This window comes from Pseudomonas sp. S2_H01, assembly GCF_054668305.1.
The window spans coordinates 4,018,127-4,039,688 of record NZ_CP162756.1; the positions used below are offsets into that span (position 1 = coordinate 4,018,127).

General features: G+C 61.2%; 20 protein-coding genes and 1 riboswitch. Of the genes, 15 read left to right on the forward strand and 5 right to left on the reverse strand.

Annotated features, from left to right (window positions below):
• Window positions 1-41 precede the first annotated feature (41 nt).
• The 7 genes from AB4N84_RS18025 (at window position 42) to AB4N84_RS18055 (ending at window position 8,603) form a co-directional block, all read left to right on the forward strand.
• Entirely contained in the window at window positions 42-773 is a 732-nt protein-coding gene (locus AB4N84_RS18025; protein ID WP_460042492.1) for a response regulator transcription factor, read from the forward strand.
• Window positions 766-2,145, forward strand: a complete 1,380-nt coding sequence (locus AB4N84_RS18030) for a histidine kinase sensor domain-containing protein (protein ID WP_460042493.1) — start codon at window positions 766-768, stop codon at window positions 2,143-2,145. The genes AB4N84_RS18025 and AB4N84_RS18030 overlap by 8 nt, the downstream gene beginning before the upstream one ends.
• A gap of 265 nt (window positions 2,146-2,410) precedes the next feature.
• Window positions 2,411-3,313 (forward strand): cysteine synthase CysM, encoded by a 903-nt coding sequence (gene cysM / locus AB4N84_RS18035; protein WP_460042494.1) that lies wholly within the window; start codon window positions 2,411-2,413, stop codon window positions 3,311-3,313.
• Window positions 3,313-4,668: a 23S rRNA (uracil(1939)-C(5))-methyltransferase RlmD gene (gene rlmD / locus AB4N84_RS18040; protein WP_460042495.1), complete on the forward strand. Its 1,356-nt coding sequence runs from the start codon at window positions 3,313-3,315 to the stop codon at window positions 4,666-4,668. Before cysM ends, rlmD begins: the two co-directional genes overlap by 1 nt.
• 159 nt (window positions 4,669-4,827) lie before the next feature.
• Entirely contained in the window at window positions 4,828-7,071 is a 2,244-nt protein-coding gene (relA, locus tag AB4N84_RS18045; protein ID WP_074752977.1) for a GTP diphosphokinase, read from the forward strand.
• A gap of 129 nt (window positions 7,072-7,200) precedes the next feature.
• A complete protein-coding gene (gene mazG / locus AB4N84_RS18050; RefSeq protein ID WP_460042496.1) occupies window positions 7,201-8,034 on the forward strand; it encodes a nucleoside triphosphate pyrophosphohydrolase in 834 nt (277 codons plus the stop codon).
• A 26-nt stretch (window positions 8,035-8,060) separates the two neighbouring features.
• Window positions 8,061-8,603 (forward strand): DUF2058 domain-containing protein, encoded by a 543-nt coding sequence (locus AB4N84_RS18055; protein WP_460042497.1) that lies wholly within the window; start codon window positions 8,061-8,063, stop codon window positions 8,601-8,603.
• Window positions 8,604-8,655: 52 nt separating this feature from the next.
• On the opposite strand, the gene AB4N84_RS18060 is transcribed toward AB4N84_RS18055, so the two are convergent.
• The 4 genes from AB4N84_RS18060 to purM form a co-directional block, all read right to left on the reverse strand.
• Window positions 8,656-8,847, reverse strand: a complete 192-nt coding sequence (locus AB4N84_RS18060) for a hypothetical protein (RefSeq protein ID WP_062380056.1) — start codon at window positions 8,845-8,847, stop codon at window positions 8,656-8,658.
• 623 nt (window positions 8,848-9,470) lie between these two features.
• On the reverse strand, window positions 9,471-10,187 hold the full coding sequence (locus AB4N84_RS18065; protein WP_074752974.1) for a DUF3108 domain-containing protein: 717 nt from the start codon (window positions 10,185-10,187) through the stop codon (window positions 9,471-9,473).
• 32 nt (window positions 10,188-10,219) lie between these two features.
• Window positions 10,220-10,882, reverse strand: coding sequence for a phosphoribosylglycinamide formyltransferase (gene purN / locus AB4N84_RS18070; RefSeq protein WP_460047053.1), 663 nt, complete (start codon window positions 10,880-10,882; stop codon window positions 10,220-10,222).
• 14 nt (window positions 10,883-10,896) lie between these two features.
• Window positions 10,897-11,955: a phosphoribosylformylglycinamidine cyclo-ligase gene (gene purM / locus AB4N84_RS18075; protein WP_074752973.1), complete on the reverse strand. Its 1,059-nt coding sequence runs from the start codon at window positions 11,953-11,955 to the stop codon at window positions 10,897-10,899.
• 302 nt (window positions 11,956-12,257) lie between these two features.
• Between purM and AB4N84_RS18080 the strand changes: the two genes are divergently transcribed.
• The 6 genes from AB4N84_RS18080 (at window position 12,258) to AB4N84_RS18105 (ending at window position 17,581) form a co-directional block, all read left to right on the forward strand.
• Complete coding sequence (locus AB4N84_RS18080) at window positions 12,258-13,331, forward strand: DUF2066 domain-containing protein (protein ID WP_074752972.1); 1,074 nt, start codon at window positions 12,258-12,260, stop codon at window positions 13,329-13,331.
• Window positions 13,332-13,384: 53 nt separating this feature from the next.
• Window positions 13,385-14,458, forward strand: a complete 1,074-nt coding sequence (locus AB4N84_RS18085; RefSeq protein WP_074752971.1) for an AI-2E family transporter — start codon at window positions 13,385-13,387, stop codon at window positions 14,456-14,458.
• Between the two features lie 238 nt (window positions 14,459-14,696).
• Window positions 14,697-15,401, forward strand: a complete 705-nt coding sequence (hda, locus tag AB4N84_RS18090) for a DnaA regulatory inactivator Hda (RefSeq protein ID WP_062380066.1) — start codon at window positions 14,697-14,699, stop codon at window positions 15,399-15,401.
• A 13-nt stretch (window positions 15,402-15,414) separates the two neighbouring features.
• A complete protein-coding gene (locus AB4N84_RS18095; RefSeq protein ID WP_460042498.1) occupies window positions 15,415-16,191 on the forward strand; it encodes an NAD-dependent deacylase in 777 nt (258 codons plus the stop codon).
• A 75-nt stretch (window positions 16,192-16,266) separates the two neighbouring features.
• Window positions 16,267-16,956, forward strand: coding sequence for a C40 family peptidase (locus AB4N84_RS18100; RefSeq protein ID WP_074752969.1), 690 nt, complete (start codon window positions 16,267-16,269; stop codon window positions 16,954-16,956).
• Between the two features lie 88 nt (window positions 16,957-17,044).
• Window positions 17,045-17,581, forward strand: coding sequence for a C40 family peptidase (locus tag AB4N84_RS18105; RefSeq protein WP_074752968.1), 537 nt, complete (start codon window positions 17,045-17,047; stop codon window positions 17,579-17,581).
• A gap of 217 nt (window positions 17,582-17,798) precedes the next feature.
• On the opposite strand, the gene AB4N84_RS18110 is transcribed toward AB4N84_RS18105, so the two are convergent.
• On the reverse strand, window positions 17,799-19,145 hold the full coding sequence (locus tag AB4N84_RS18110) for a PQQ-dependent sugar dehydrogenase (protein ID WP_460042499.1): 1,347 nt from the start codon (window positions 19,143-19,145) through the stop codon (window positions 17,799-17,801).
• A gap of 151 nt (window positions 19,146-19,296) precedes the next feature.
• A riboswitch (cobalamin riboswitch) is annotated at window positions 19,297-19,514 on the forward strand.
• A 112-nt stretch (window positions 19,515-19,626) separates the two neighbouring features.
• Here AB4N84_RS18110 and cobO point away from each other — a divergent pair.
• Together cobO and AB4N84_RS18120 are read left to right on the forward strand one after the other, a co-directional pair.
• Window positions 19,627-20,238, forward strand: a complete 612-nt coding sequence (cobO, locus tag AB4N84_RS18115) for a cob(I)yrinic acid a,c-diamide adenosyltransferase (RefSeq protein WP_074752966.1) — start codon at window positions 19,627-19,629, stop codon at window positions 20,236-20,238.
• Window positions 20,235-21,536 (forward strand): cobyrinate a,c-diamide synthase, encoded by a 1,302-nt coding sequence (locus tag AB4N84_RS18120; protein WP_460042502.1) that lies wholly within the window; start codon window positions 20,235-20,237, stop codon window positions 21,534-21,536. Before cobO ends, AB4N84_RS18120 begins: the two co-directional genes overlap by 4 nt.
• Window positions 21,537-21,562: the final 26 nt, after the last annotated feature.

Genomic DNA, 21,562 nt, shown 5'->3' on the forward strand with positions numbered 1-21,562 from the left:
ATCTTGAATAATCGCGTCCTGAGAATCAGTCGCAGACGCCAATGAATCCCGCCATCATTCACCGCCCCAGCATACTCGCCATCGAGGACGATCCCGTGCTCGGTGCGTTTGTACACGACTCGCTGGGCCGTTGCGGCTTCCACGTCACCTGGTGCCAGAACGGCGCGGAAGGGCTGGAGCGTGCCCAGAATGAGCCCTTCGATGTGATCTTGATGGACATCCTGCTGCCGGGCATGAACGGCCTGGACATTTTGTCCCGCCTGCGCCGTCGTCATACGATGCCGATCATCCTGATGTCCGCCCTTGGGGCTGAAGCCGATCGCATCACCGGTTTTCGCAACGGGGCGGACGATTACCTGCCCAAACCCTTCAGCGTCGACGAGTTGCGGGTCCGTATCGAAGCGATCCTGCGTCGGGTCGAGCTTGAGCGCCGCTTTCATGCCCCGGTGGCCGCTGCGGCCGTGCCACGCCCGGATGAGCTCAGGTTCGACGAGGGCCTGTGCGATGTCAGCTTCGGTCGCAAGCCCGCGCAGTTGACGCCCAGCGAATACCGGCTGCTGGAAACCCTGTGGCGCAATCCGGAGGACGTCCTCAGTAAACCCTTCCTTTATCAGCATGTCCTGCAGCGCGGCTACTCGCAGCATGACCGAAGCCTGGACATGCACATCAGCCAGATTCGCCGCAAGCTCAAGGCGATCGGTTACGAAGCCCATCAGGTGCGTACCGTGTGGGGCAAAGGGTATGTGCTGACGGAAGCCGAACCGGATGCGTGAGCAGCGTTCACGCCTGCCGGGCAGGCACTCGCTGTTCTGGAAACTGGCCTTCCTGCTGGTAGGGTTCTGTTTGCTCATGATCTGGCTCAGCTGGTACTGGGGCCGTTACGTCGAAACCCAAAACGCCTACCTGACCGCGCAGGCCCGTCACGTGCTCAAGGGCTATGCCGCCGAGGCGGAGCAGGCCTGGCGTGCAGACAACCAGCTCGGAATAGACCGTTGGTTGCAAGAGATGCGCCGTCAGGAATCGGGTTGGGTCGGGGTGATCGGCCGTGACCTGCAGTCGCTGAGCAGCGTACCGCTCGATGACAGCCAGATGCAGCGTCTGACGTTCATGCGCGGCGTCGACTGGCCCATGAGCCGGCGCCAGAAGACGATGCCCTGGCTGAAGATTCCATTCCCTAACCTGCCCGGCGCGGGCAGTCTGGTCATCGAATTGCCCGAGCGCTTCAAGCCGGGGCGGTATGCGTTGGTCTGGCAACTGCTGACCAGCGTAGTGACTCCGGCGCTGTTCACCCTGCTGTTGTGCGTCGGGTTGTACCGTTTGCTGATTCGCCCGCTCAATCAACTGCGCGAGCAAGCCAATGCCTGGCGTGCCGACCGTCTTTCCAATCGCCTGTCGGCGCAGATGACCTCGCGTCAGGACGAACTGGGCGAGCTCAACCGGGCGTTCGATCACATGGCCAGCCGCTTGCAGTCCACCGTTCAGATTCAGCAACAGTTGCTGCGCGATCTGTCCCACGAGTTGCGCACGCCGCTGAGCCGCCTTCGTGTGGCCTGCGACAGCGAACAAAGCCTGCCTGAATTGCGCGACCGGCTGAGCCGTGAGGTCGAAGGCATGCGTCGGCTGGTGGACGACACCTTGCACCTGGCCTGGCTGGACGCCGAGCGGGAGAAACTGCCGGACGAGGACATCGAGGTACTGGCGTTATGGGACATGCTGGTGGACAACGCTTGCTTCGAGAGCTGCTGGCCTTCCCGACAACTGGTGTGCGACCTGGACAGCCAGTGCTGGGTGCGCGGCCATCTGAATACGCTGGCTCAGGCACTGGAAAACATCCTGCGCAACGCCATTCGTCATTCGCCGCCGCAAGGCATCGTGCGCCTGGGTGGGCGGCGTGACGGTGACGACTGGCTGCTCTGGCTGGAAGACCAGGGCGGTGGTGTGGACGACAGCGATCTGGAACGCATCTTTGCGCCCTTTATTCGTCTCGACGGCGCTCGACCCGGTGACGGTGGTTTCGGCCTCGGCCTGAGCATCGCGCGCAATTCGCTGCGGCTACAGGGCGGCGACATGTGGGCCGAGAACACGGCGCAGGGGTTGCGGATGATCATGCGATTGCCGGCGCGTGAGGTCGAAGCCGCGGCTTGAATCGCCGCCAGCCTGTAGGAGCGCGCTTGGTCTGGGCCGCATCCGGACGATTGGCCGGTGCATCTTGCACAGATGTGTCGCTCATCCATAGGTTTCGCGGGCAAGCGCGCTCCTACAGCTTGACGTGGTTATTACGCAGTAGCCCAGTGCTCGCGATGGTTCACTTATTCCTTTTCGCCATATCGAACTCACTTTGCGTGATATGGGCTTGGAGCGATTGCCGGTATGATAGGCGACCCCCGCACGTCTGGATCGCGAACACGCCATGACCCTGCAGTATCAAACCATCGCCGATTGCGTCGGCAACACCCCGCTGGTGCGTCTGCAACGCATGGCCGGGAACACCAGCAACACGTTGCTGCTCAAGCTTGAAGGCAATAACCCGGCCGGTTCCGTGAAGGATCGCCCGGCGCTGTCGATGATCACCCGCGCCGAACTGCGCGGACAGATCCATCAGGGCGATACCCTGATCGAAGCCACCTCCGGCAACACCGGCATCGCCCTGGCCATGGCCGCGGCGATCAAGGGTTATCGCATGATCCTGATCATGCCCGACAACTCCAGCGCCGAGCGCAAGGCGGCGATGACGGCCTATGGTGCCGAGTTGATTCTCGTCAGCAAGGAGGAGGGCATGGAAGGCGCCCGTGACCTGGCCGAGCGCATGCAGGCCGAAGGCCGTGGCAAGGTGCTGGACCAGTTCGCCAACGGTGACAATCCAGAAGCGCATTACGTCGGCACCGGCCCGGAAATCTGGCGGCAGACCGGCGGCACCATCACCCACTTCGTCAGCTCCATGGGCACCACCGGCACCATCATGGGCACCTCGCGTTATCTCAAGGAGCAGAACCCGAATATCCAGATCGTCGGCCTGCAGCCCATGGACGGCTCGGCGATTCCCGGCATTCGCCGCTGGCCGCAGGAGTACCTGCCGAAGATCTATCAGGCCGAGCGCGTCGACCGGATCATGGACATGGCCCAGAGCGAAGCCGAGGACGTCATGCGGCGCCTGGCCCGTGAAGAAGGCATCTTCTGTGGCGTGTCGTCGGGCGGTTCCGTCGCCGGCATGTTGCGCCTGTCCCAGGAAGTCGAGAATGCGGTGATGGTCGCGATCATTTGTGACCGTGGCGACCGTTACCTGTCGACCGGTGTCTACGATGCGCCCAACTGATGGCCAAGCGTGATGCCGGCCTGCGTTTCCAGCCCAGCGGCGGCACCCGGACAACGCAGGTCCCTACCGGTAAAAAACAACGTCTGACCCTTGAGCGGCTGTCCAACGACGGCCGTGGCATCGGCTTTGTCGACGGTCGCACGTGGTTCGTGGCGGGCGCCTTGGCCGGCGAAGAGGTGGAAGCCCGCGTGCTGGGTGCCCACGGCAAAGTGGTCGAAGCGCGCACCGAGCGTGTGTTCACCGCCAGCCCTTTACGCCGTCCGGCACCGTGCGCGCACTTCGGCCGCTGTGGCGGTTGCAGCGTGCAGCACATGCCCCACGACGAACAGCTTGCCCTGAAACAGCGCATGCTCGCCGAGCAATTGAGCCGCGTTGCGGGGGTCGAGCCCGATGAGTGGGCCGCGCCATTGACCGGCGACGAATTCGCCTACCGTCGGCGTGCCCGCATCGCTGTTCGCTGGGACGCCAAAGGCAAACGCCTCGACGTCGGGTTTCGCGCAGCGTCCAGTCAGGACATCATCGCCATCGATCACTGCCCGGTGCTGGTACAGGCCTTGCAACCAATCATGACCGCGTTACCGGAAATGCTGAGGCGCTTGAGCAAACCGCAAGCGTTGGGCCATGTCGAGTTGTTCAACGGATCGGCCAGCGCCGTGCTGTTGCGTCATACCGCGCCGCTGGCCGACAAGGACCTCGACATCCTCAAGGCCTTCTGCGAGACCCACGACGCGCAACTGTGGTTGCACGGCGAAAATGGTCCGCAGCCAGTGGACGCTTCGGCGCAACTGGGCTTTCGTCTTGAGCCCTGGAATCTGGAGCTGGCCTACCGACCCGGTGACTTCGTGCAGGTCAACGCGCAGGTCAATACCGCGATGATCCAACAAGCACTGGAGTGGCTCGCACCGCGTGCGGACGAACGAGTACTGGACTTGTTCTGCGGGCTTGGTAACTTCGCTTTACCGCTGGCGCAGATCACCCGCGAGGTGGTGGCAGTGGAGGGCGTTGAGACCATGGTCCAGCGCGCAACCGGCAACGCAGTCAGCAATGATTTGCACAATGTGAAGTTTTTTCAGGCGGATCTGTCGCAGCCGCTGGACAAGGCGCCTTGGGTGGCGGAAGGTTTCCGCGCAGTGCTGCTCGATCCTCCGCGAGACGGGGCGTTTGAAGTGGTCGGCAAGCTCAAGTCGTTGGGTGCTGAACGGTTACTTTATGTGTCGTGCAATCCGGCAACTTTGGCGCGCGACACGGTCGAATTGATCAAGCAGGGCTACCGATTAAAACGTGCCGGAATCCTCGATATGTTCCCGCAGACAGCGCATGTCGAGGCGATGGCGTTATTTGAAGCGAGTAAGTGAGGCGGTGCGGTTCAAGGAAACGGACCGGTGCCTTACAGGGACTCTCGTTTAATCCGACTGGCCCGCGCACGCGATCTTGCATGGCCCGCAAGGTGTGTGCGCTGAAGAAGGCTGGCGACTGATGGCGCATTTCATCGCGCCGTAGGGAAGGTAAGCAACATGGTACAGGTGAGAGCACACCAGCCGATAAACACAGACGGCAGTATCAATCTCGACGCGTGGCTTGATCATGTGGTCAGCGTCGACCTCGCAGTGGACCGACAGGCGTTGAAAGAGGCCTGCGAATTTGCCCGGCAGGCCGAGCAACAGGACAACGCCGCCAAGAACCTCTGGGCGGAAGGTACGTCGAGTTTTCAGACGGGCCTGGAAATCGCTGAAATTCTGGCCGATCTCAAGCTCGATCAGGACTCGCTCATCGCGGCCGTGATTTATCGGGGCGTGCGCGAAGGCAAGATTCCATTGCCGGACGTCAGCCAGCGTTTCGGCCCCACGGTGGCCAAGCTGATCGACGGTGTGCTGCGCATGGCTGCCATCAGTGCCAGTCTCAGTCCGCGTCAATCGTTGGTCTTGGGCACTCAGGCGCAGGTCGAGAACCTGCGCAAAATGCTGGTCGCGATGGTGGATGACGTTCGCGTTGCCCTGATCAAGCTGGCAGAGCGCACGTGCGCGATTCGTGCCGTCAAGAACACCGACGACGAGAAGCGCAACCGCGTTGCCCGGGAAGTCTTCGACATCTATGCGCCACTCGCGCACCGCCTCGGCATCGGTCATATCAAATGGGAGCTGGAGGACCTGTCCTTCCGTTACCTGGAGCCTGAGCAGTACAAGCAGATCGCCAAGCTGCTGCATGAGCGTCGTCTCGATCGCGAGCGCTTCATTACTGACGTGATGTGTCAGCTTGAAAACGAACTGCTGGCCACCGGCGTGACCGCCGACATCAGCGGCCGGGCCAAACACATCTATTCGATCTGGCGCAAAATGCAGCGCAAGGGCCTGGAATTCAGCCAGATCTACGACGTTCGCGCCGTGCGGGTGCTGGTTCCGGAAATGCGCGACTGCTACACCGCGCTAGGGATCGTCCACACTCTTTGGCGGCACATTCCCAAGGAGTTCGACGACTACATCGCCAACCCCAAGGAGAACGGCTACCGCTCGCTGCACACGGCCGTGATCGGCCCCGAGGGCAAGGTGCTGGAAGTGCAAATCCGCACCCACGCCATGCACGAAGAAGCCGAGCTCGGCGTGTGTGCCCACTGGAAATACAAAGGCACCGACGTCAAATCCAGCTCCAACCATTACGAAGAGAAAATCTCGTGGTTGCGTCAGGTGCTGGAATGGCATGAGGAGCTGGGCGACATCGGCGGTCTGGCGGAACAGTTGCGCGTCGACATCGAGCCTGACCGTGTGTACGTGTTCACCCCGGACGGTCACGCCATCGACCTGCCCAAAGGCGCGACGCCGCTGGACTTCGCGTATCGCGTACACACCGAGATTGGCCATAACTGCCGTGGCGCGAAGATCAACGGCCGGATCGTGCCGCTCAACTACAGCCTGCAGACGGGTGAACAGGTCGAGATCATCACCAGTAAGCACGGCACACCGAGCCGCGACTGGCTGAACTCGAACCTGGGCTACATCACCACTTCGCGGGCGCGGGCGAAAATCGTTCACTGGTTCAAGCTGCAAGCGCGCGATCAGAACGTCGCGGCCGGCAAGGTCTTGCTCGAGCGCGAACTGGCGCGTCTGGCGCTGCCGCAGGTGGACTTCGACAAGTTGGCGGACAAAGCCAACATGAAGACCGCCGAAGACATGTTCGCGGCGCTCGGTGCCGGCGACCTGCGCCTGGCGCAACTGGTCAATCTGGCGCAGCAACTGGTCGAGCCTGAACGCGGCAACGAGCAACTGGAACTGATTCCGCGCAAGGCGTCCGGTTATAAGCCGGGCAAGCGCGGCGACATTCAGATCCAGGGCGTCGGCAACCTGATGACCCAGATGGCCGGCTGCTGCCAGCCGCTGCCGGGCGATGCAATCGTCGGTTACATCACCCAGGGCCGCGGTGTGAGCATTCACCGTCAGGACTGTGCGTCGGTGCTGCAACTGGGCGGGCGCGAGCCTGAGCGGATCATCCAGGTCAGCTGGGGCCCGGTGCCGGTGCTCACCTACCCGGTGGACATCATCATCCGAGCCTACGACCGTTCCGGGTTGCTGCGTGACGTGTCGCAGGTGCTGCTCAACGAACGCATCAACGTGCTGGCCGTCAACACCCGCTCGAACAAGGAAGACAACACCGCATTGATGTCGCTGACCATCGAGATTCCGGGGCTGGACGCCTTGGGGCGATTGTTGGGACGGATTTCGCAGTTGCCGAACATCATCGAGACGCGGCGTAACCGTACGCCTTGAAGATTTATGGCGTCTGCACGGGCGCATCGCGAATGAATTCGCTCCCACAGGTGATCGGATTGCTCCTGTGGGAGCGAATTCATTCGCGATGACGTTGGTTCCAGCGCCGCATGACTTGAGTTGAACCCCATGTATAAGCTCCAGGATCTGCTAAACCTCATGGCCCGTTTGCGCGACCCGCAATACGGCTGTCCGTGGGACGTGAAGCAGCATTACGCGACGATCGTGCCGCACACCCTTGAGGAGGCCTATGAAGTCGCCGACGCCATCGAGCGCGGGGACTTCGATGACCTGCGCGGCGAGCTGGGCGACTTGCTGTTTCAGGTGGTGTATTACTGCCAGCTGGCGCGGGAAGAAGGGCGGTTCGAGTTCGATGGCGTGGTCGACGGGATCACCCGCAAACTGATTCGCCGCCACCCTCACGTATTCCCCACCGGCGATCTGTATGCGCCACTGGAAACGCCGCGCCTGAGCGAGGATCAGGTCAAGCATCGCTGGGAAGAGATCAAAGCCGAGGAGCGTGCCGAGAAGGCCCGCGTTCCGCAGCAGTTATCCTTGCTGGACGACGTACCGAACGTACTGCCTGCCTTGTCGCGGGCGGCCAAGTTGCAGAAACGCGCGGCGCAGGTCGGGTTTGACTGGCCGGCAGCGTTGCCCGTGATCGACAAGGTGCGCGAGGAGCTCGATGAGGTTCTCGAGGCCATGGCCGACAACGACAGTGAGGGCATCCAGGAAGAGATTGGCGACCTGCTGTTTGTCGTGGTCAATCTGGCCCGTCACCTCAAGGTCGATCCGGAAAATGCCTTGCGCGCCGCCAACGGCAAATTCGAGCGGCGCTTTCGTTTTATCGAACAGGCCTTGCGCGACACTGCTCGCCCCATCGAAGATTGCAGCCTCGAAGAGATGGATGCGCTCTGGGGCGAAGCCAAGCGTCAGGAAAAGAACACGCCCAACTGCGGTTGAGTTGACTATTTAGAGAGAGAAGATAAATGGCGGGTATTTCCCTTCGTGACCAGTTGCTCAAGGCAGGTCTGGTTAACGAAAAGCAGGCCAAACAGGTCGCCAAAACCAAGCAGAAAGAACAGCGTCTGGTGCACAAGGGCCAGGCTGTCGCCGACGACGCCAGCCAGCGCGCCGCTCAGGACGCCATGGCAGAGAAGGCCAAGCGTGACCAGGAGCTGAACCGTCAGCAGCAAGAAAAGGCCGAGCAAAAAGCCCGTGCCGCGCAGGTCAAGCAGTTGATCGAAGCGACGCGTCTGCCGAAGCTGACCACCGAGGATTACTACAACTTCGTCGACGACAAGAAGGTCAAGCGCCTGTCGGTCAACACGCTGATGCGCAGCAAGCTCAGTAACGGCTCGCTGGCGATCGTGCACCACGGCGGCACGTACGAAGTCATCCCTCGTGAAGCGGCGCTGAAGGTGCAGGAGCGCGACCCTCGCCGCATCGTGATGCTCAGCGAGCCGACGGAGGAGCCGGATGGCGACGATCCTTACGCGGCCTACAAGATCCCTGACGATCTGATGTGGTAAACCCCAGTACAACAAAACCCGCCGAGGCGGGTTTTGTTTTATCGCGATTCCGTTATTGCGAGTTGCTCGCTGCCTTCTTGGCTTCCAGCTCTGCGAGCTCTGCTGCGTAACGCTGTGCGTCCGATTCGTGGTGAAACATCCCTACCAGTTGGTCTTGCTGGCGAACATCCCAGATTTGAATGCCATCCGCGATGCTTTCATGAGAGATATGGGCGTCGTCGCGTTCAGTAACAGTTACCGTCATATTGAAAACTCCTGACTCTTTGAAATCTGCGGCAGGACGTCGCAGTGATTCCTTTATAGATTTTGGTAGCTGGCTAAGTAAACCGACGATTTTGGTAAAGGTTATTTTCGGATTTGGGAAGAATCGCTAAGGGATTGTTTTAAAAGGGCGTGCGACGAATTGTCGCATTCGTTTGGAGGGGGTGAAGAAAGTTTCATGTTCGGTTGGGGAACATTCGGCGTCGCAAAACTGGCGGTTTTGGTTGTGCAGGTGAGGTGAGTAGGGATGCTCTATCCGTGCTCATCCAATTTCGCGGTGATTTGATCGTTCCTCCGCTCTGCGTGGTAACGCAGGGGCTGACGCTCTGCGTCAACGTGGACGCGGAGCGTGGGAATGATCATGCATCGTCCGGATGCGGCCCAGACACAAGCCTCGCTCCTACCGTTTGGGGTGGCGTAATCCTTGGGGGATGGTCCGGCATTCCGTTTTTCAAGTGATCCGCCTAAGGCGGAACGCTTCTGCCGTTAGGCAGAACAACCATCAGCACCAAAAGCGACAAAGGAAAAACACTCAATAGTCAGCGCCAACCCCATAAAAAACCCCGCCAATCAGCGGGGTTCTCGAAGGACGCAGTACAACCCGGATCAGCTGCCTTTCACAGCCTTCCCGTTCACCGTGCCATCCTGCAGCATGATGTTGTATTCCTTGCCATCGGTCTCAACCTGCTGCAGGCGAACCAGCAGGTAATCGTAATCCTTGGCGAACCACATCACGGTAATGCGTTTGTTCTGCGTCGGATCACGCACACGCTCTACCTTGATCGCATCGATCGAACCGACCTTGGTGTCGACTTTCTCTGTGCCGAGCACGCGGAAGTCATAGGTGTCGACTTCGTCACCGTCAACCACCTGGTACGTCATGCTCTTCTTGCCCGCAGCGACATCATGCTGCAGCGCCAGCTGGTAAGTGGATTTGTCCAGAATGCCCGTGTTCAGCGGAATCTTGACCGCGTCGCCACGGTCGGTGCCGGTGATGAACTTGGTCGGCCAGTCGAACACCAGGTCGACTGTCTTGCTCTTGCCCAGACCGCCACGTTCAAAGTGATAGGTCTGCGGCAGCAGCGTGTCCTTCTCGGATTTCAGGGTGCTGACCTCGGTCAGGCTGGCGATCATCATCGATGCCTTGAAACTCAGGGTCCAGCTGCCGTTGGCGTTCTTTTCCAGGCTGCGGGTGGCGCTGCCGCCACCGACAGGCAGTTGTTTGAAATCAGCGGTGTAACTGGCGGAGAAGGGTTGAAGGTCTGCCGCATTGACCGCAGGGATTGCGAACAGAGCGAAAGCGAAGAGCAAAGCGCGACGCATAGAATCTCCTGTCTTTGGACTAAAGAGCTAAATTAAGTGGCCTGAATCAAATGGCCGCCAGGCCCCAGTGGCTGGCCGTTCAGTGAGGCGCCGTGTTCGCTCAGGGCCAGTCGGCCTTCGGCGAACCAGCGGATCGCCAGCGGGTAAATCAGGTGCTCCTGGGTGTGAACCCGTTTCGCCAGGGTGGCAGGCGTGTCGTGCAACTCTACCGAAATAACTGCTTGTACGACCAGAGGCCCTCCATCGAGTTCCTCGGTGACGAAGTGCACGCTGCAACCGTGTGTGGCATCGCCAGCTTCAAGCACGCGTTGGTGCGTGTGCAAGCCTTTATACGCTGGAAGCAGGGAAGGGTGAATGTTCAGCAAGCGACCGTGGTAGTGACGCACGAAGCCGGGCGTGAGAATGCGCATGAAACCGGCGAGTACCACCAGCTTGGGCGCAAAGGTATCGATCAGCTCGATGAGTGCCGCATCGAAGGCCTCTCGACCTTCGTAGGCGGTGTGATCGAGCGCGCGGGTTTCGATCCCCGCGTTCCTTGCGCGCTCCAGCCCGTAGGCGTCGGCGCGGTTGGAAATCACCGCGCGAATGCGAGCCGGGCTCGAACTGTCCTGAAAGCTGTCGATCATCGCTTGCAGGTTGCCGCCGGTGCCGGACAGCAGCACCACGACATCACACGGTTGGGGTGTGTCAGGCATCGCAACGTCGGGCATCAGTGTGCCTTGACGTTCTTCAGCTCGACTTGCGCGGCGCCTTCGGCGGCGACGCCGATCTGGCCGATGACCCAAGGCTGCTCGCCGGCTTCACGCAGCGCGTTGAGCGAGGCTTCGACGTGTTCCTGGGCGACGCAGATGACCATGCCGACGCCGCAGTTCAGGACGCGGTGCATCTCGTGCTCGTCGACGTTGCCTTTTTCCTGCAGCCAGTCGAAGACCGCCGGGCGCGTCCAGCTGGCCACGTCGACCACCGCTTGTGCGCCTTCAGGCAGGACGCGCGGGATGTTGTCCAGCAGACCGCCGCCGGTGATGTGGGCCATGGCCTTGACTGCGCCCGTGTCCTTGATCAGCTTGAGCAGTTGCTTGACGTAGATGCGTGTGGGCGCCATCAGCAGGTCGGTCAGTGGTTTGCCGTCCAGCTGGATGGTTTCGATGTCGGCACCGGAGACTTCGATGATCTTGCGGATCAGCGAGTAGCCGTTGGAGTGCGGACCGGAAGAGGGCAGGGCGATCAGGGCATCGCCGGCGACAACTTTCGAGCCGTCGATGATTTCGGATTTTTCCACGACGCCGACGCAGAAGCCGGCCAGGTCGTAGTCTTCGCCTTCGTACATGCCTGGCATTTCAGCGGTTTCGCCGCCGACCAGCGAGCAACCGGCCAGTTCGCAGCCCGCGCCGATGCCGGTCACGACCTGAGCGGCGGTGTCGACGTTCAGTTTGCCGGTGGCGTAGTAGTCCAGGAAGAACAGAGGCTCAGCGCCGCAGACCACCAGATCGTTGACGCACATGGCGACCAGGTCGATGCCGATGCTGTCGTGCTTGTTCAGGTTCAGTGCCAGACGCAGCTTGGTGCCGACGCCGTCGGTGCCAGACACCAGAACAGGCTGCTTGTAGCCGGCCGGGATTTCGCACAGAGCGCCGAAGCCCCCCAGGCCGCCCATCACTTCCGGGCGCTTGGTGCGCTTGGCGACGCTCTTGATGCGTTCGACCAATGCTTCACCGGCGTCGATGTCTACACCGGCGTCTTTGTAGCTCAGGGAGGGTTGCTTGCTCATTATCCAGGCCTTTAGGGGGGATTCGGGGTAACGACCGAGTTGGAACAGCGCGTGGCCGTGTCATCGCCGGTCTGCGAAGGCGCGCGATTTTATCAGGGTTGGGCCCAAGCGGCCATCCTTGGGCCGACGGGCAGGGGCATGATGAAGAAAAAATAACCCGTCTGTTCAGGGTTCCGCCGTTCGTCGGGCGCTATAAAAGGTGTAACTTCATCGCCAGAGTGAGCGATTCGTGCCGCGCTGCGGTCTGAGTCGAGCCAGTTACATTTATGCAGCTATTAATACGCTTCGTTTGGGAATCTTCTATGCGCCTGAAAAACTGCCTGTTCGTAGGCTGTCTGTCCCTCATGAGCCTGCCGGCCCTGGCCGAAACGGTGAACAACCTCTATCAGGTGCGCGAGCCCGTCAGCGGACAGACCCCGGACGAGAAAACCCGGGCCACGCAGGCCGCACTGGAAACGCTGGTCGGTCGTCTGACCGGTGACCCGAAGGCCGCTCAAGGCCCGGGCCTGGCTGCGGTGCGCAAGGATCCACAGCAAATCATCAGTCAGTACGGCTATGACGCAGGTCCGCCCGAGTCGTTGCAGGTGGATTTCGACCCGGCGAGTACCGATCGCGCCTTGCGTCAGGCGGGGTTGCCGCTCTGGGGCTCCAACCGCCCGGTGATCATGGCCTGGTGGCTGAACGATGCAACCGACGGTGCGAACCTGGTTGGCGATGGTCAGGCTTCGGCTGAGCCGCTGCGACGTGCCGCGCAGCATCGGGGCCTGCCGCTGCGTCTGCCGCTGGCTGATTTGGGTGAGCAAGGGATCGGCAACGCCAAGACCCTGGATGGCAACGACGTTACCCCGTTGAAACAGGCGTCCGAGCGCTACGGCTCTGATGCGATTCTGGCCGTCCATGCACTGGAAAACGGCGGGCAGTGGCAGGGCAAATGGCATCTCTGGCTGGGCGACAAAATGGAGCAAGGCAGCGCGACCGGCGCCAGTTCGGCTGAGCTTGCCGATGCCGTACTGCTGTCGGTGAGTCAGCGTCTGGCGCCGCGTTTCGTGGTCAAGCCGGGAGCGTCGTCGGGCATGGCGCTGGAAGTCCAGGGCATGAACCTGGAGCGTTACGCTCAACTGGGTCGCTTGCTGGAGCCTTTCGGCGGGCGTTTGAAATCCGTGGACGCGGACCGTGTGGTGTTCGACGTGAGCGGCAGTCCGGATCAGCTTCGTTCGCAGTTGGCGCTGGCCAAACTGCAGGAAGTGCCGGCCGGTGAAATCGCCAGCGCGCCGGTCGATGCCGGGCAAATGCCTGTTCCGGGCGCCGCGCCGGGTACGGCGCCCGCACCTGCGCCGCAACAACCGGCTGCGCAGACACTGCACTTCCGTTGGTAAAAGCGTTCACAGCGACGTTGCACGAAGCAAATCTTTTGGATTAAGGGGCTGTAATGACTGATACGCGTCGTTGGTTCTGGCTGGGCGGAGTCGTTCTGCTGTGCCTGTTCGTCTGGTTGCTGCATGCAATCCTGACGCCGTTTCTGGTGGCGCTGTTGCTGGCGTACATGGGCGATCCGCTTGCTGATCGTCTGGAAAAACTGAAGATGTCGCGCACGCTCAGCGTGGTGACCGTGTTTGTGTTGTTCACCCTGATCTTCATGGGCTTGCTGCTGGTGCTGGTGCCGATGCTCGCCAAGCAGCTGTATCGGTTGTACGAACTGGCGCCGCAGATTCTCGACTGGTTGCAACACACCGCATTGCCGTGGACGCAGGCCAAACTGGGGCTGGCGGATGGGTTCTGGAAGTTCGACAAGGTCAAGGCGGCGATTTCCGAACACATGGGCCAGACGGGCGACATTGTCGGGATCGTGCTGGCGCAAGCCACTACGTCCACGCTGGCGCTGATCGGCTGGTTGACCAATCTGGTGCTGATTCCGGTGGTCTGCTTCTACTTGCTGCGCGATTGGGACGTGATGATGGCGAAGGTGCGCAGCCTGTTGCCGCGTCATCGCGAGAAGAAGATCGTGGCGCTGGCCGATGAGTGTCACGAGGTGCTGGGTGCGTTCATTCGCGGACAGCTGCTGGTGATGGTGGCACTGGGCGTGATCTATGCGGCGGGTCTGATGCTGGTCGGGCTCGAGCTGGGGCTGTTGATTGGCGTTATTGCCGGGCTGGCGGCGATTGTGCCGTACATGGGGTTTGTGATCGGCATCGGCTCGGCGATCCTGGCGGGCTTCTTCCAGTTTGGCGGCGACCTGTATCCGATGCTGGGCATCGTGGCGGTGTTCATGGTCGGCCAGGCGCTGGAAGGCATGGTGCTGACGCCGCTGCTGGTGGGTGATCGCATCGGGCTGCACCCGGTGGCGGTGATCTTCGCGATTCTGGCGGGCGGCGAACTGTTCGGCTTCACCGGCATCCTGCTGGCCCTGCCCGTGGCGGCGGTGATCATGGTGTTGGTGCGTCACGTCCATGATCTGTACAAGGACTCGGACATTTATGGCGGGATGGAAGACCCGGAACTGTAAAGAGTGAGCGAGCGCTCACTCCCATACGGTTGCGTGTTTGACATGGCGCAACACGGGCGTTGGATCAGCTTTTTAATCCGTGTCTTCTGCACGTAAATCGCGGCCTGGCCCGGCGTAGACGCAACCCTTTGATTTTGCAGGCGGTCTGGCGCATTGTGCGGCCCGCCTTGCGGGTATAAACTTTGCACACTTTACACAGAGGCCCCTTGGCGGTTCGTCATTGAACCGTTCAGCCAGCATGAAACCAGTTCAGCTGCCCCTGAGTGTGCGTCTGCGTGATGACGCCACCTTCATCAATTACTATCCAGGCGCCAATGCCGCTGCACTCGGCTACGTCGAGCGGCTGTGCGAAGCCGAGGCCGGCTGGACCGAAAGCCTGATCTATCTGTGGGGCAAGCAGGGAGTAGGGCGCACGCACCTTCTCCAGGCGGCGTGTCTGCGTTTCGAGCAGATGGGCGAGCCGGCCGTTTATTTGCCGATGGCTGAAGTCATTGATGAAGGCGTCGAGTTGTTCGATCACCTTGAGCAATACGAACTGGTCTGCCTGGACGACTTGCAGGCCGTGGTCGGCAAGCCGGAATGGGAAGAAGCCCTGTTTCACCTGTTCAACCGTCTGCGTGACAGCGGCCGTCGATTGCTGATTGCCGCGTCCTGTTCGCCTCGCGAGCTGCCGGTCAAGCTGGCCGACCTCAAGTCGCGACTCACCATGGCGCTGGTGTTTCAGATGCGCCTGCTGTCCGACGAAGAAAAACTCCGTGCCCTGCAATTGCGCGCCTCGCGCCGTGGATTGCACCTGACCGACGAAGTCGGCCATTTCATCCTGACCCGCGGCAAACGCAGCATGAGCGCGCTGTTCGACCTGCTCGAACAGCTCGATCAGGCGTCGCTTCAAGCGCAGCGCAAGCTGACCATCCCTTTCCTTAAAGAAACGCTGGGTTGGTAGTGGGGAGCGCTCAGTGAATCCGTCTGTCGTCGATCCCGCCCTGGTGCAGCAGACGGCGGCAGCCCTGCGCAACGCCAATCGCATTCTGATCATCACCGGCGCGGGCCTTTCCGCTGATTCGGGATTGCCGACGTACCGTGGCGTCGGCGGGCTCTATAACGGTCATACCGACGACGGACTGCCCATCGAAATGGCGTTGTCCGGTCCGAGGCTGCGTCGCGATCCTGCGTTGTGCTGGAAATATATTGCCCAATTAGGCAGCGCTTGCCTGGGCGGGCAGCCCAATGCAGCGCATTATGCGATCGCTCAATTGCAGCGGCGCAAGCCTGAGTGCTGGGTGCTGACGCAAAATGTCGACGGCTATCATCGCGCGGCGGGCAGTCCGCCGCAGCGGCTGATCGAGATCCACGGTCAACTGGCACCGCTCTACTGTCAGTCTTGTGGCGCTGAAGACCCGCAGTTAAGCGAGCATCTGCAACGGCCACTGCCACCGTTGTGCGCGCAGTGTCACGGGGTCTTGCGACCGCCGGTCGTCTTGTTTGAGGAAATGCTGCCAGAACTGGCATTGAACGTGCTGTATGAGGAGATGGCGAAAGGCTTTGACGCTGTTCTCAGCATTGGAACCACCGCCAGCTTCCCTTATATCCACGAGCCGATGCTGCGCACGCGGGTCTCAGGAGGCTTTACCGCCGAGATCAATCCTTCGTCGACCGATCACTCCATTCACATGGACGCATTCTTGAGGTGTAGAGCCTTAGATGTGATGGAAGACCTGGTAAGTCACATTTGATTCGATTGAATTTGCAAATGATGACGATAGAAGGCATAGTCTCGGCTTCTTTACACCTTAGCCACGGTCGTGCCCATGCTAAATCGCTTCGCACCCCTCGTGCCTCTCGCACTCGTTTCGCTGCTGTTCGGCTGCGCGGCCCAGATGCCAGCGTCGCAACAGCAGTCGCAGAACCCTCAGTTCAAGGATTCTGTCACCGCGCAAACCGCTGCCAAGCGTGCTGATTATTCGGCTTCCGTGCTGGATGACGAAATCGCCACCGAAGACGAACTGGCTCAGTTTGCTGACAACAAGCCTTACCGGTTGCCGGTATTGGCTGACAGCATTCTGGAACGCGGCAAATCGCTGATAGGCACCCGCTATCGTTTTGGCGGCACCTCGACCACTTCCGGTTTTGATTGCAGCGGTTTCATTGGTTACCTGTTCCGTGAAGAGGCTGGCATGAGCCTGCCGCGTTCTTCGCGCGAAATGATCAACATCGACGCCCCCCTGGTCAAGCGCAATGACCTCAAGCCTGGCGATCTGCTGTTCTTCAGCACCGCAGGCCGCGGTCGCGTGAGCCATGCCGGCATCTACCTGGGCGATGATCAGTTCATCCATTCCAGCAGCCGTCGCAGTGGTGGCGTTCGTGTCGACAGCCTCGACGACGCTTACTGGGCACGTACGTTCATCGAAGCCAAGCGCGCGCTGGCCATGGCACCTTCCAAGGTTCCAGAAACCACAACCGCGATGACCTCGACTACACTCAAGCGCCAACACCGTTAATACCGGGCGTGCAACCGGGGAAATCCTGATTGCACGCAGTCCCGGCTCCCGGCAGAGTAAGCCGCATCCCGCAAAGGTTGTTGTGTTTATGTCGTTTACGGTTCGCCTGGTTGTTGCTTCACTGGCTGTATTGCTGGCCGCCTGTTCCAGCAACCCACCGCCATCCCCTCCCAAGGTCGTTTCCAGGCCTGTGGTATCCGCTCCTTCGCAATTTTCCTCTCCGGTCGCGGATGACGTGCTCTTGCGCGCCATCGGTCTGGTCGGCACACCCTATCGTTGGGGCGGCAATACGCCGGATTCAGGGTTTGATTGCAGTGGTTTGATCGGCTACGTGTATCGGGGCGCAACGGGCATTACCCTGCCGCGCTCGACCCGCGACATGATCAACCTGCGCGGCCCTGACATCGATCGCAGCCAGCTGCAGACCGGGGATCTGGTGTTCTTCGCCACCGGTGGCGGGTCCAATGTCAGTCATGCCGGGATCTATGTGGGGGAAGGGCGTTTCGTGCATGCGCCGGCCACGGGTGGCACTGTCAAGCTCGACAGCCTGGACAAGCCGTATTGGCAGAAAGCCTGGCTGAATGCCAAGCGCGTGATTACGCCGTCGAATCTGGCCCGGCAGTAGACCTCAGGTTTTGTCGATGAGTCAGGCGTGATCGTTCCCACGCTCCGCGTGGTAACGCAGGGGCTGACGCTCTGCGTCAACGTGGACGCGGAGCGTCTTGGCAGGCATTCCCACGCAGAGCGTTGGAACGATCCTGGATTTCAATCTTCAGCAAATGTAGGGGCGACCGGGGTGGCGCTCCTCCACCAGGAATGAGCTGCACCGACCCGCTGCCCGCTCATGGCGCTGAGTTCGACGCCTGCACCGTCCGCGCCGACGTCACGCGCCAGATTTTGTTGCCGACGTCGTCGGCCACTAACACCCCGCCCTTGTTGTCATTGACCACGCCCACCGGGCGCCCTTGTGCGTTTTCATTGGCGTCGAGGAAGCCGGTCAACAGATCAACCGGCGTCCCGCTCGGCTTGCCATCCTTGAACGGCACGAACAGCACTTTGTAGCCACTGTGAGGTTTGCGGTTCCACGAGCCGTGCTGGCCGACGAATAATCCTTCGTTGAAGGGGGCCGGTAACGACTTGCCATCCGCGAATGCCAGGCCCAGCGAAGCGGTGTGGGGACCCACCGCGAAGTCAGGCGCAATGGCCTTCTGCACCAGCTCCGGATTCTGCGGAGACACCCGAATGTCCACGTGCTGGCCGTAATAACTGAAGGGCCAGCCATAGAATGCACCGTCTTGAACAGAGGTCACGTAGTCAGGCACCAGATCGCTGCCGATCTCGTCCCGCTCGTTGACGGCGGTCCATAACTTGCCGGTGCTCGGGTCCCAATCCATGCCGTTGGGATTGCGCAGGCCCGAGGCAAAGATGCGGTGGTTGCCGGTCGCGGCGTCGACTTCCCAGATCGCCGCGCGGCCTTCTTCCGCGTCGAGCCCGTTTTCGCCGACATTGCTGTTTGAGCCCACGGTCACGTACAACTTGCTGCCGTCCTTGCTGGCGATGACGTTCTTGGTCCAGTGGTGGTTGATCGTGCCGCCCGGCAAATCCGTGACTTTCAGCGGTTCGCCCTTGATCGACGTCTCGCCCGGTTCGTAGTTGAAGCGCAACAGGCGGTCAGTGTCGGCGACATAGAAGTTGTTGCCGACCAGGGTCATGCCAAACGGCGAATTGAGGTGATCGATGAACACGGTGCGGGTTTCGGCAACGCCGTCGTGGTCCTTGTCGCGCAGCAGGGTGATGCGGTTGGCGCTCGGAACGCCTGCGCCGGCCCGCCCCATGACTTTCTTCATGACCCAGCCGCGAATGCCCTTGCCGTCGTCAGGCTTGGGCGGGGCGTTGGTTTCCGCCACCAGCACGTCGCCATTGGGCAACACATACAGCCAGCGAGGGTGATCGAGGTTCTCCGCGAACGCCGCGACCTGTGTGCCGGGTGCCGCGACCGGTTTGGCGCCCGCCGGCCAGCCAACGGCCGGGGCGATGTTCACGGTAGGGATCAGGGTCTTGTTCGGTTCGGGGAGCTTGGGCGAAGGGCCGGTGCCGTCCGAAACCTGCAACCTTGACGACTCGCCGCATGCGGCGAGCCCTGCGGCGACCAACAGTAAAACCACCATCTGGGGTCTGAGTTTGAACATGATCGATCTCCGCTTGCTCGCAGTGAGGCATCTGGCAGTCATGCATAGGCATGTATAGGAATAGAGACGTGGCTGAGCGGTGGGTTCAACCGCTCACTCAATTGCTGCATGGCGTGCCGCTTTGATTGACGCTCTGGAGTCAACCCTCTAACCTTCGCCGATTGTTTCAGGTGCCCGCGACCACGGTCGTTCAACAGGGTGAAACAGGGAAGCCGGTGCGCGCATTTCACGCTCAATCCCGGCGCTGCCTCCGCAACGGTAAATGAGTAAGGTCACGCACGATGCCACTGTGTTCATGGAACATGGGAAGGCGCGTGGCTTGTGTTTCAACTCATGAGTCCGGAGACCGGCCTGATCCATTCAAACAGCATCACGGAGGGCGATGCTCTGCGCAGGCTCGGGCGTTTAGCGCCCGGCGCCTGCTGTCAGTCTTTGCCTGTGCCCTCCGTTTGCCACACTTGCCCTCAAGCGGAGAGCTGAGATGAGCGAATCCCCCGAACGTGACGAACGCCACCTGGCGCGCATGCTGCGCAAAAAGGCGGTGATGGACGAGCGCATTGCCAGCGCCCCGAATGAATGTGGCCTGCTGTTGGTGTTGACCGGCAACGGCAAGGGCAAAAGCAGTTCCGCCTTCGGCATGCTGGCGCGGGCGATGGGCCACGGCATGCAGTGCGGCGTGGTGCAGTTCATCAAAGGTCGCAATGCCACGGGCGAAGAACTGTTCTTCCGCCGCTTTCCCGAGCAAGTGCGTTATCACGTGATGGGCGAGGGTTTTACCTGGGAAACGCAGGATCGCCAGCGCGACATCGCCGCCGCCGAAGCCGCCTGGGTCGTCACCCGGCAGATGCTCAAGGACCCGAGCATCGGTCTGGTGGTCCTCGACGAACTGAACATTGCCCTCAAGCACGGTTACCTCGACCTGGAGCAGGTCCTCAGCGACCTGCAAGCGCGCCCGCCCATGCAGCATGTGGTGATCACTGGCCGTGGCGCCAAGCAGGAGTTGATCGACCTTTCCGACACCGTGTCCGACATCGGCGTGGTGAAGCATGCGTTCCAGGCCGGTATCAAGGCGCAGAAGGGCATCGAATTGTGAGTGAGCGTCAGCCTCGGCAATGCCCGGCGGTGTTGATCGCCGCGCCTGCGTCCGGTCAGGGCAAAACCACGGTCACCGCGGCACTGGCGCGGCTGCATCGCAATCAGGGTCGTAAGGTTCGTGTCTTCAAATGCGGACCGGATTTTCTGGACCCGATGATTCTCGAGCGCGCCAGCGGCAACCCGGTGTACCAACTGGACATGTGGATGGTCGGCGAAGACGAGAGCCGTCGTCTGCTGTGGGAAGCGGCCGCCGACGCTGACCTGATTCTCATCGAAGGGGTCATGGGGCTGTTTGACGGCACCCCGTCCAGCGCTGACCTGGCCAGGCACTTCGGCGTGCCGGTGCTGGGCGTGATCGATGGCACGGCCATGGCGCAAACTTTCGGCGCGCTGGCGCTGGGGTTGGCGCGTTATCAACCGGATTTGCCGTTCGCCGGTGTGCTGGCCAATCGGGTCGGGACAGTGCGTCACGCACAACTGCTCGAAGGCAGCCTGACCGAAGGCTTGCGCTGGTATGGCGCACTGTCGCGGGAAACCGGCATCGAACTGCCAAGCCGCCATTTGGGGTTGGTGCAGGCCAGTGAGCTGAACGATCTGGACGTGCGTCTGGACGCTGCCGCCGATGCGCTGGCCAGCACCTGTGATGCGACGCTGCCGCCTGCCGTGACGTTCTCGGCGCCTGATTTCGTGCAGGCCGAGCCCTTGCTGGCGGGCGTGCGCATCGCCATTGCCCATGACGAAGCCTTCGCGTTCACCTACGGCGCCAGCCTTGATGTGCTGCGTGCGATGGGGGCTGAACTGTCGTTCTTTTCGCCGATTCGGGACACGCAGATCCCTGACGCTCACAGCCTGTATCTCCCCGGCGGATACCCCGAATTGCACCATGTGGCGCTGGGGCAGAACGTCCCGATGCTCGACGCGATCCGTGCCCATCACGCCGCAGGCAAACCGTTGCTCGCCGAGTGTGGCGGCATGCTGTACCTGCTGAATGCGCTGACCGATGTCGATGGCCAACGGGCGAAACTGGTGGGTTTGCTCGACGGCGAGGCGGTGATGCAGAAACGTCTGGCGGCCTTGGCGTTGCAAGCGGTGGAACTGCCGGAAGGCACGCTGCGTGGGCACACCTATCACCACTCGCTGACCAGCACCGAACTGACCCCGATTGCCCGTGGCGTCAGCCCCAACGGCGGTCGCGGCGCCGAGGCAGTGTATCGAGAGGGCCGAATGACGGCTTCGTACGTGCACTTTTATTTCCCGTCGAATCCCCAGGCGATGGCGGCGCTCTTACGGCCATGAATAGCGCTCTGACATTTTCCATCGCC